This window comes from Caulobacter sp., assembly GCF_049283275.1.
In the GTDB taxonomy this organism is placed as follows: Bacteria; Pseudomonadota; Alphaproteobacteria; order Caulobacterales; family Caulobacteraceae; genus Caulobacter.
The window spans coordinates 1-11,101 of the sequence record NZ_JBAPVS010000250.1 but is presented as its reverse complement, the minus strand read 5'-3'; the positions used below and the strand labels follow the sequence as shown (position 1 = coordinate 11,101).

Sequence of the window (11,101 nt, the reverse complement as noted above, 5' to 3'; positions counted from 1 at the left end):
GCCTGTTCTCGGCCAGCGACCCCGACGGCTTCGCCAAGGCCGCCGCCTTGAGTCTGGGCCTTGTCGCCACGCAAGAGGCCGACGGGGTGCGCCTGACACGCGGCTAGAAGGCTGCGGCTGACTTTTTTCGCGAACGACATGGCGGGAGCTTCACGGCCGAGGCTCCACTCCCATGAGGCCGGCACGGGACCGGCGGATTTCGGGGCGACACATGATGCTGAAGAAAACCCTGGCCGGCGGCGTGGCCGTCGTGGCCCTGACCTTGGCCTGCGCCATGCCGGCGGCGGCCCAGCAGCGACCCTTCGACGTGCCCGCTCAGGGCGCGGCTTCGGCCATTTCCACCTTCGCCCGCCAGGCGGGGCTGCAGGTCGTCGCGCCGGCCGACGGTCTGGAAGGCGTGCGCACCCAGGCCCTGAAGGGCCCGATGGACGCCCGCGTCGCCCTGCGCAAGCTGATCGACGGCACGGGTCTGGAAATCGCCTCCGACGCCGGCGGCGTCATCGTCCTGCGCCGCGCCGCCGCGCCGGCCAAGCCCGGCGAGACGGTCGAAGCCGAACCCGCGGCCCTCGACACCATCATCGTCACCGCCCAAAAGCGCGAGGAAAGCGCTCAGGGCGTGCCGATCTCGCTGACGGCCTTTTCCGGCCGTGCGGTCGAGGCCTATCGTCTGGAGAGCCTGCGCGACCTTTCGCGCCTGACGCCAGGCCTGCTGGTCTCGTCATTCAGCCAAAGCAGCCCGACCATAGCCATCCGCGGCGCAACCAACACCTTCACCCAGATCGGCGCCAACAAACCGGTGGCCGTGGTGATCGACGACCTCTTCATCCCCCGCAACAGCGCCGCGACCTTCGAGCTCTACGGACTCAATTCGGTGCAGGTGCTGAAGGGCCCGCAGGGCACCCTGTTCGGCCGCAACGTCACCGGCGGCGCCATCGTGCTCGACACCGGCAAGCCCGCCTTCGGCGACGTGGCGGCGTCCGTGCGCGTCGGGGCCGGCGACTTCGACCTGCGCCAAGCCGACGGCCGGGTGGACATCCCGGCGGGCGACAATGTCGCCCTGCGCCTGGCCGCCTCGCTGAAGCAGCACGACGGCTATGGCCGCGACCGCCTGACAAACCGCGAGCAGGATGATCTCGACAGCCGCGGCGTCAGGGGCCAGGCCCGCATCCGCGCCGGCGAGACCCTGGAGGTGCTGCTGGGCGCTGACTACGGCGACGACCACAACGGCGGCCGCACCCTGTCGTCCAGGGGCGCGGGTTCGGACGGCGACCGCCGCACCTCGGAGCTGGACTACGTCCAGGGCTTCGCCCGCAACCAGTGGGGCGCCTCGGCGCGGGTCTACTGGACCGCGCCCGTCGGCCAGGTCACGGCCATCACCGGCTATCGCAAGTCGCAGTCGGGCGAGGACTATTCCGGCACCGGCGCCAGCTATCGCTTCCTCACCGGAACCAATACCCAGTCGGTCAACCGCGACGTCGACGACGTGGGCCTCTTCTCGCAGGAGGTCCGCTGGGCCAGCCCCAAATGGTCGCGCGGCGACGTGGTGGTCGGCGCCTATCTGGCCGACGAGGACGCCAAGCGCCAGCTGCGCACCCGGGGCTTGGCGGCCGTGACGGGCGTGGCCTCGTCCGACGTCCTGACCGACCAGGCGGTGAAGACCAAGAGCTACGCGGCCTTCGTCGACGGCACGATCCACCTGCCCGCCGCCTTCGACCTGACCCTGGGCGCGCGCTACACCCATGACGAAAAGACCGCCTCGCTGCTGCGCACCGATTTCATCCGTCCCGCGACCGGCAGCTTCGCGGCCCGAGACCTGAAAGCCGACTGGAGCGAGGTGACCCCGCGCGCCGTCCTGACCTGGACGCCCCGCAAGGATGTGACACTCTACGGCAGCATCACGCGCGGCTACACCGCCGGCGGCTTCAACACCGACGCGGCGACCCTGTCGGCCCTGGCCCAGCCCTTCGATCCCGAGACCGTCACCAACTACGAACTGGGCGCCAAGACCCAGTGGCTGGACGACACCCTGCGCGTCAACGCCTCGGTCTTTCACATGGACTACAAGGACAAGCAGGAGCTGTTCTTCAACAACCTGACCCGGGTGCTGACCATCACCAACGCCGGCCAGGCCACGGTCGAGGGCGCGGAGCTGGAAGTGACCTGGCGTCCCCTGCCCTGGCTGAACCTGATGGGCAGCTACGGCCGGCTGGACACGGTCTACGACGACTTCGTCATTCCGGGCGGGGCGGTCAACACCGGCAATCCGCTGGGCTCGTCGCCGGAGAACAAGGGCGCCCTGGCCGCCGACGTCCGCATTCCCCTGGCCGGGGCCGGCTATCTGATCGGCGCGCTGAGCTGGGCCTATACCGACGGCTACTACACCGGCGCGACCAAGGACCCGAACCTGCACATCGGCTCCTACGCCCTGACCAACCTGTCGCTGGGCTACGAGAGTCGCGACGGCCGCTGGGCGCTGACGGCCTGGGCCAAGAACTTGGGCGATGTCGACTACCTGCTGACGCCTTCCACCCAGGGCGTGCTGGCCGAGTATTTGGGCGAGCCGCGCACGGTCGGGGCCATGCTCTCGGCGCGGTTCTAGGACCGTGTCGGCGGCGTTCACTCGGCGCGGCCTGGTGCTCGGCGCGGCGGCGCTGGGCGTGGCCGGCGTCGGCCCGGCTCTGGACGAGGATGTCGTCGGCCAGCCGCTGCGCCCCTGGCGGCGCGGCGGTCTCGACATCCATCACATCGCCACAGGCCGGGGCGACTCCACCCTGATCATCGGGCCGGACGGCACGAGCATGATGATCGACGCCGGCGCCTCGGGAACGCCGCCACCGGCCAGCCTGGACATTCGTCCGGGGCCGGAACGCCGGGCCGGCGAGTGGATCGGCCGTTATGCCCGTCGTCACCTAGCGGCGACGGGCGAACCCCGACTGGACGCCTTCCTGGTCAGCCACCTGCATCCCGACCATCTCGGCGACGTCGGACCTGACACGCCGCCGGCGCCGAACGGGGCCTACCAGCTGACCGGCGTCAGCGACGTCGCCGCCCTGGTGCCGATCGGCCTGCTGGTCGACGGCGGCTATCCCGACTACGCCTTCCCCAGGGGCGTGGACGCGCCGTTCGCTCGCAACTACGTCGCCTTCGTCCGGGAGCGGGTCCGAGCCGGCGGCAGGGTCGAGCGCTTCCGGGTCGGGGCCGCCGATCAGTTCGCCCCACGCCGCGCCGCGGCCGCTCTTCCCGATTTCGAAATCCGCAACCTGGCGGCCAACGGCGAGGTCTGGACCGGGCGGGGAACCGAGACCCGCCGCCTGTTCCCACCGATCGAAAGCTTGGCCCGGGACGACATCCCCGACGAGAACGCCTGCTCCGCCGCGATCCGCCTGCGCTACGGCGCCTTCGGCTATTTCGCGGCCGGCGACCTGACGAGCAACAGTTTCGACGGCGCCCTGCCCTGGCGCGATGTCGAGACGCCCGCCGCCCAGGCCGCCGGCCCGGTCGACGTCGCCGTCGCCGCCCACCACGGCATGTTCGACGCCACGGGTCCCGACGTGGTTCGAGCGCTGAAGCCGCGCGTCTGGATCATCCAGGCTTGGCACGCAGCCCATCCCAGCCCTGACGCCCTGGAGCGGATGCTCAGCCAGCGGCTCTATCCGGGCCCCCGCGAGGTCTTCGCCACCGGCCTCTCGCCAGCCAACGAACTGGCCCATAAATGGCTGACCGATCGTCTGGCCGCGCGTGGCGGCCATGTCGTCGTGCGGGTGGCGCCAGGCGGCGGGAGCTATCGCGTGGTGGTCACCGACAACCACGACGAAGCCGATCGAGTATTTTCCATCTCGGACCACCGGCGCTCCTAGTCCCCAGCACCATCTGGCTTGCTTGCGAGAAGCGCGCCCAACCAAATTCGCGCACCCATTGACCTGCGGGTCGCGGCCTGCCCAATCTCGCGGTGCTGAGCCGAAACGTGGCGCCGATCACGATCAACTATCGGTGAGTATCGGTTTCTCATGCATAGCTGTCACAAACCCATGCGATGCGGACCCTCATGCAGGCGCCCTACCTAGTTCGCAGTCGGTGGTTGGCGGCGCATGTTCTGCCGCACGAGCCGGCCATGCGCGCCTGGATCCGCCGCACGACGCAGATTTCGGATTCGGATATCGACGACATCGTTCAGGAGACCTATGCCATCCTGGCGAAGCTGGAGAGCGTCGAGTCCATCCGCGATCCCAAGACCTATGCTTTTCAGGTCGCCAAATCGGTATTTCTTCAAGGCCTGCGCCGCAGCAAGATCGTTCCAATCGGTTCGATCGCCGACCTTGCTGCGCTTGGAGGAGCCGATGACGTCCCCAGCCCCGAGCAGCACGTCCACGGGCAGCGCGAACTGCGACGCGTCGAGGCGGCGATCGGCGAGATGCCGACGCAGGTTCGCAAGGTCTTCTGGCTTCGCCGGGTCGACGGGCTTTCGCAGCGCGAGACCGCGCTCCAGCTTGGCCTGGCCGAGCACACCGTCGAAAAGTACAGCGCCAAGGGCCTGAAATTTCTGCTCGCGCAATTTGGTCGTGGCGGAAATGTCATCGCCAAGTCATCTAGGGGACATAGTCCCGCAAAGGACCCTACGGTTGTAGAGGTCAAACCGTCGAATGCCCGATCGCGAACACGCCAGCGAGATTGAAGACGCCGCCACGATCTGGGCGGCGATGGCTGAGCGCGGACTGACGGCGAAGGATCGGGCGCAGCTGGATCAGTGGCTCGAAGGCGACAGCCGTCGCCTTGGCGCGTTTGTTCGCGCCCAAGCCGCGTGGATCCATGCAGAGCGCGCCGTGGCGCTCGGCAAAATGCCTGATACGCAGCCGGAGGAGACGGAAGGTGCGCCCGCCCCGGTTCTTCAGAAAGGGCTGCGGGCGCGGACGCTGAACAGACGTATGGCGCTGGGCGCCGGCGGAGCGCTCGCCGCATCAGTTGCGGCCGCCTATGTGATCGGTTCGGACCGCCGTCGCATGCTGGAAAGCGGCGTTGGCGAAATCCGGCGCATCGTCCTGAAGGGCGGGGCGACCCTGACGCTGGACACCGACACGCGGGTCGATGTCACCGTCTCGTCAAACGATAGAAAGCTCGAACTCATCCGCGGCAAGCTCTTCCTCGACGTCGCGCGGTGGCAGGACCTGCCCCTGATCGTGCGGGTCGGAGACCTCGTGCTGGAGACCACGGAGGGCGCATTCGGCCTTCAGAGCCTCGGGAAGGCGCCCATCGTGACGCTTGTCACGAAGGGGAAGCTGATCGCTTCACAATCCCGAGGCATGTTCGGGCAGAAGCGGACGATTACGGTCGAAAAGGATCATGCCCTCACGCTCGCCCCCCATGAGCCGTTGCTCGCCAGCGGCGTGCGGCCCGTGGCCGCCGCGCAGCAAGAGCAGCTGCTGGCATGGCGTGACGGCATGCTGTCCTTTGGCGGCGAATTGCTCGGGGACGCGGTTCGCGCCTTCGATCGCTACGGCGCGACCCGGATCGTCGTGGCCGATCCCGAGCTCGCGCGGCAGAGGATCACCGGCCTTTTCAAAGCCGATGATCCCAAGGGCTTCGCCACAGCCATCGCCGCCAGCTTCGACGGTGTCGTCACGAGCCAGGGCGAGACCATACGAATTTCTTCAAGAAAAACGGGTTCGGCGTAGCCGGAAAATCGCGCCCTCGCGCATCTATTGGACGGGGACTTTTCTTCAGCACGCGGGCGCATGTCATTCGTCAGGAGGCAACACGTGTTTCCGGCGCGGCTGACGGGCGCGATCATCGCACCGATGCTTGCGTCAGCGCCCGTCTCCGCGCTCGCGCAGCCGATCAATTTCCACGTTGTCGAACAGCCCGCGGTCACCGGCATCCCGGAGTTTGCGCGTCAGGCGAAGATCCAGATCGTGTCGCCGGCGGGCCTCGCCGGCCTAAGAACGCGGGCGGTGAAGGGGCGATTCACCGTCGAGGAGGGTCTTCACAGGCTGCTGGGCGGAACCAACCTGTATATCGTGGCGCGTACCGGGAACGCCGTCAGCCTCGCCTCCAGGCCTCAAAGCTCGGCCGCGACACCGAGTGTCGCGATGAGGCCGGCGAGAGCCGAACCTCCCCGGAAGGCGCCTGCCGCCCCCCCCTTCGAGCCTGACGCGGATAGGGTCTCGGACCTCGTCGTCACCGGCACGGTCTCGCCCGAACGCAGGCTCGATGCGGGGCTTGCCATCACCACCGCATCGCTCGAACAGATCCACGCGCTGGCGCCGAACAACACCGCCGACCTTCTCAAGTTCGCGCCCGGCATCTGGGCCGAGACCACGGGCGGCGCCACGGGCGCCAATGTGTTCGTCCGCGGCTTCCCGACCACCGGCGACGCGCCCTTCCTCACCGTCCAGCTCGACAGCGCACCGATCTTCCCGCCCACCGAGTTGGCCTTCAGCGAAAACACCACGCTCTTTCGCGTCGACGACATGATCGACCATGTCGAGATCCTGCGCGGCGGCACGAGCCCGATCCTTTCGAACGGCCAGCCCGGCGCGGTGATCAACTTCATCCAGCGCACCGGAACGCCGGAGTTCGGGGGTGGGCTGCGGCTGACCGCGACCGACTATGCAACGCGTCGTGCGGACGCCTATCTCACCGGCCCGCTGGCGCCCGACACGGTCTTCGCCGTCGGCGGTTTCTACCGGACGTCCGCCGGCGTCCGGAACACGCAATTTCTCGCCGACCGGGGCGGTCAGATCAGCGCCAATCTAACCCATCACTTTGCCGACGGGGTCGTCACCGCCTATGCCCGGTATACGCGTGACCGCAACGCCTTCTACACCGGTGCGCCGCTGATCGCGGACGGCGCGGGTGGTTTCAGCGCCTTTCCGGGCTTTGATCCGCTACGCGATACGCTCATCGGCTCGGACACGCGGCGGCTTTCGATCGAGACAGGCCCGGGCAAGCGTCTTCCCGTCAACCTGGACGAAGGACGCGGGCTTGATCTCCTCATCGCTGGCGCAAGCCTCGATTGGTCCCCCGGCGAAGGGATCCAGGTCACCAACCGACTCAACCTCACCACCGGGGACGCCAATACGATCGGTCTGTTCACCGGACCCGTCCCCACGACGCTCGGCCAGTACATCGCCGACACCGTGGCGCGCGCCAATGCCGACCCTCGCGTCGCCATGGCGGCGGGGCGGGCCTCGTCGGGCCAGGCGGTCCTGGCCGCGACCGGCGCTCCTCTCGCCTCAGATCGCTACGTCCTCACCGCTGGGCTCTGGTCGGTGAAGAAGACCATCACCGCCTTCACCGACGAGCTTCGGGTTTCGCGGTCGATCGGCGACGGCCACAGGCTGACCGGGGGCCTCTATGTCTCGGCCTATCGGTCCGACGACCTCCGCTATTTCGGCAACAACCTGCTTCTCCTGGCAGAACCCAACGCCCGGCGGATCGACCTTCGCCTCGACAATGGGGTGCAGGCCAGCCGCGACGGGTTCGTCAGCGCGACGACCAGCCAGATCATCGGCGACAGCCGCGGCGCCAACATCGCCCTGTTTCTCAGCGACAGATGGACTGTCTCGGAGCGGATCAGCTTGAACGCCGGCGTCCGGATCGAACATCAGTCTCTGCAGGGCAGCGTGCGCGACGTTCTTGGCAATGCCGATTTCGACGGCGATCCGCGAACGCTCTACGACAATAACGGCGCGCTACTGCTCCAATCCGCGACGCGGCTCAGCAACCAGGCCCATCAGCTGTCCTGGACGGCCGGGCTCGTCCACAAGACACTCCCCGACCGGCTGACGCTGCACCTGCGCTTCAATCACGGCTCCAACCTGCAAAGCTTCGAGAAGCTGCGGATCAGCGGACCGCGCAACCAGTCGGCCGACGTGCTCGAGGCGGGCGGCGATCTTGCCGCCGGGCCGGTCCGCGCGTCGATGAACGTCTTCGCCAACCGGTTCACCGGTCTTCAGTTCACACGCCTGCTGGCGCAACCCGACGGAACCGTCGGGTCGATCATTCTGGTGGGCGGGGCCGATGCGTCGGGCGTCGAAATCGACGCCGACATCACGTCGGCCCCGCGATGGAAGATCGAGTTTCGGGGGACCTATCAGAACGGCCGCTATCGCGGCTTCGGCGACAACACGGGCAATCGCGTCGTGCGCCAGCCCAACGTCCAGTTCGCCGTCTCGCCCATCTACAGCACACACATCGCGCGCGCCGCGGTGAAGCTGCGCGCCACATACACCTATGTCGGCGAGCGATACTCCGACGTCGAGAACCTTCAGAGGCTCCCGCCCTATTCAACGGTGGACACCGGCATGCACGCGGAACTGGACAATGGGCTATATGCCGATCTCGTCGCGCAGAACGTGTTCAACGCCTTTGGTCTCACCGAAGGCAATACGCGCGTGCTGGGCGCGGTTCTGTCATCTGGCCCCATCATCGCAAGACCGTTGTTTGGCCGAAACGTGAGCCTGTCCCTGGGGTACCGCTTCTGACACGGCCCCCGGTCGCGCGCCCCTCGCCCGCCTACCCCGCGTCAGGCTGAGCGGCGCGACAGCCGCCCCCACAAATAAAGTCTCCGGCCCTTAGCCGGATTTGGCGAACCCGCCGCATCTAGTTTTCGGAAGCGGGTCGAACGGCGCGCTTCCGCCAACTCTGGTTCGCGCGGCCGCCACAATTTCGAAGGTGCGCGAGCCACCTGCTTTTTCCCAGGGGGGATCCCATGAGCCTGACCTTACGAATGTCCCTGCTCGCGTCCGCCGCCGCGATCGCGTTTCCGGCCGCCGCACAAGTCCAGGCCGACGCCCCGGCCACCACGGTCGACGAAATCGTCGTCGTCGGCTCGGCCAATCCGGCCGGCCAGCGCAAGCTGGAAGCCGGTTATGCGGTCACCACCATCAGCAGCGACGCCATCCGGGCCGCCGCGCCCATCAGCGCCGCCGACGTGCTGAAACAGGTTCCCGGCATCTGGGCCGAAACCACCGGCGGCGTCTCGGGCGCCAACATCGCCGTCCGCGGCTTTCCGACCGGCGGCGACGCCAAGTTCGTCACTATGCAGATCGACTCCCTGCCGATCTATCCCGTCCCCAGCCTGTCGTTCCTCGACAACTCGACCCAGTTCCGTCTCGACGAGACCGTCAAGCGCATGGAGGCCACGATCGGCGGCCAGGCCGTGTTGTTCGGCAACGGCCAGCCTGGCGCCACGGTCAACTGGGTCCAGAAGACCGGTAAGACCGATCCAGGCGGCTTGGCGCAGGTGACCTACGGCACAGGCGACCTGGTGCGGGCCGACGGCTACTACGGCGCCGACCTCGGCCAGGGCTGGTACGGGAGCATCGGCGGCTTCTATCGCACCGCCAAGGGCGTGCGGAACACCCAGTACCCTTCCGATCAAGGCTACCAGGTCGTCGGCACCCTGACGCGCGAGTTCGAAGACGGCTCGGCCACGCTCTATGGCCGCCAAACCTACGACCGCAACGCCTTCTTCACGCCGATCCCGCTCATTCGCACCGGCACGGGCAACGACATCAAGCTTCAGGCCTTCCCGGGCTTTGATCCGACGCGGGACACCTTCCTGGGCAACGCCACGCGGATCGTGACCTTCGACGTCGCCTCCAACGGCGCCAATACGCCGGTCTCCAAGACGGTGGATCTGGCCCGCGGTCGCGGCATCGACATCCATCTCGTCGGGTTCGACTTCGACAAGACGTTCGGAGGCTTCTCCTTCTCCAACAAGATGGCCTACTCGTCCGGCACCACGCCAACGATCGCGCAGTTCACCGGCGCCACGCCGGTGACCCTCGGCTCGTTCATCGCAAGCCAGGTGACGGCGGCCAACGCCAACGCGGCGGCGACCGCCGCGGCCGGACGGCAGGCGACGGGGGGCGTTGCGACCTCGATCGCGACGGGCGGCGCCCTCACCGACATGAACCAGAACGTGATCGGCGTCGGGGTGTTCTACGTCGTCAAGAAGATCAAATCGTTCCAGGACGAGGCGCGCCTGTCGCGTGAGCTCTTCAGCGGCAACACGCTCACCGGCGGCGTCTACTATGCCGACTACAGTTCGGACGACACCTGGCTAACCGGTCACAACCAGCTGATGACCGTCCAGAACCACGCCCAGCCGATCAACCTCGTGCTCGACAACGGCGTGAAGATCACCAACGGCAGCGGCGTCTATACGCCGACCGCCCTGGCGCTCCACAACGTCTACAGCGGCCGCAACACCGCCGTGTTCCTGACCGACCGATGGGAGCTGACTCCCCGACTGAAGGTCGATGTGGGCGCCCGCTACGAGTGGGAGGAGATCGACGCCACCTTCCAAAATTCGGCCAAGCAGAACATCTCCACCGACCCGCTGGCGCTCTATGACGTCGGCGCTTCGGTGCTGCTCCCGGGTTCCAAGCCCGTCAACTACAGCGGCGAGAAGGCGGCGTTCAACGTCGACGCCAACTACGAGATCGCGCCCGGCTTCAACGCGTTCATCGGATACAACAAAGGCTACGCCTTGCCGACCTTCGACGACCTGCGCGCCGGCGTAAGCGTCACCACAAGGGTCGAACAGTTGCAGGGCGGCGTCAAGGCGCGCGGCGACTGGTACGCCGTCAATCTGACGGGTTTCTACAACACCTTCCGCGGTCAGCCGAGCTCCCAGATCCTCGCCGACGGCGCCGTGATCCGCTACCTGACCAGCTCCGACACCTATGGGATGGAGTTCGACGGCGTCATCCGGCCCTTCAAGAACTTCTCTCTGGCGGCGTCGGGCGACTACCAGCACGGCAAGTATGTGGCCGGCGGTCCCGGCATCACCGGCAACCAGGTGCTGCGTAACCCCGACTTCCAGGCTCGGGTCACGCCGAGCTACACGGTCGACACGCCGGTCGGCGGTCTGACGCTGTACGCGACCGGGACCTACGTGACCCGGCGCTTCGCCGACATCCAGAACCTGCAGCCGCTTCCCAAATACACCACGCTGGACATCGGCGCCTCGCTGGCCCTGAACAACAACATGGAGCTGGCGTTCACCGGCACCAACGTCACCAACAAGCTGGCGATCACCGAGGGCAACACTCGCGTGCTCGGCAGCGGCGTCGCCACCGGGGGCGTCTTCCTGGGC

6 protein-coding genes are annotated in these 11,101 nt (G+C 67.4%); all 6 read left to right on the top strand.

Annotation, left to right across the window (positions count from 1 at the left end):
• Window positions 1–211 precede the first annotated feature (211 nt).
• Entirely contained in the window at window positions 212–2,599 is a 2,388-nt protein-coding gene (locus WAL33_RS14300; RefSeq protein ID WP_422182190.1) for a TonB-dependent receptor domain-containing protein, read from the top strand.
• Window positions 2,600–2,603: 4 nt separating this feature from the next.
• Window positions 2,604–3,857, top strand: a complete 1,254-nt coding sequence (locus tag WAL33_RS14295) for a ComEC/Rec2 family competence protein (RefSeq protein ID WP_422182189.1) — start codon at window positions 2,604–2,606, stop codon at window positions 3,855–3,857.
• Between the two features lie 176 nt (window positions 3,858–4,033).
• Window positions 4,034–4,672 carry an RNA polymerase sigma factor gene (locus WAL33_RS14290; protein WP_422182188.1) on the top strand — a complete coding sequence of 213 codons (639 nt, stop codon included), beginning with the start codon at window positions 4,034–4,036 and terminating at the stop codon, window positions 4,670–4,672.
• Window positions 4,641–5,669 (top strand): FecR family protein, encoded by a 1,029-nt coding sequence (locus WAL33_RS14285; protein ID WP_422182187.1) that lies wholly within the window; start codon window positions 4,641–4,643, stop codon window positions 5,667–5,669. The genes WAL33_RS14290 and WAL33_RS14285 overlap by 32 nt, the downstream gene beginning before the upstream one ends.
• Window positions 5,670–5,753: 84 nt before the next feature.
• Entirely contained in the window at window positions 5,754–8,480 is a 2,727-nt protein-coding gene (locus tag WAL33_RS14280) for a TonB-dependent receptor domain-containing protein (RefSeq protein WP_422182186.1), read from the top strand.
• Between the two features lie 227 nt (window positions 8,481–8,707).
• On the top strand, window positions 8,708–11,101 hold a 2,394-nt coding region (locus tag WAL33_RS14275; RefSeq protein ID WP_422182185.1), incomplete at its 3' end, for a TonB-dependent receptor.

Bases quoted from the DNA above. Each gene is read 5' to 3' on its own strand.
- WAL33_RS14290 (WP_422182188.1), top strand. From the start codon at position 4,034: ATGCGGACCCTCATGCAGGCGCCCTACCTAGTTCGCAGTCGGTGGTTG.
- WAL33_RS14300 (WP_422182190.1), top strand. From the start codon at position 212: ATGATGCTGAAGAAAACCCTGGCCGGCGGCGTGGCCGTCGTGGCCCTG.
- WAL33_RS14285 (WP_422182187.1), top strand. From the start codon at position 4,641: ATGCCCGATCGCGAACACGCCAGCGAGATTGAAGACGCCGCCACGATC.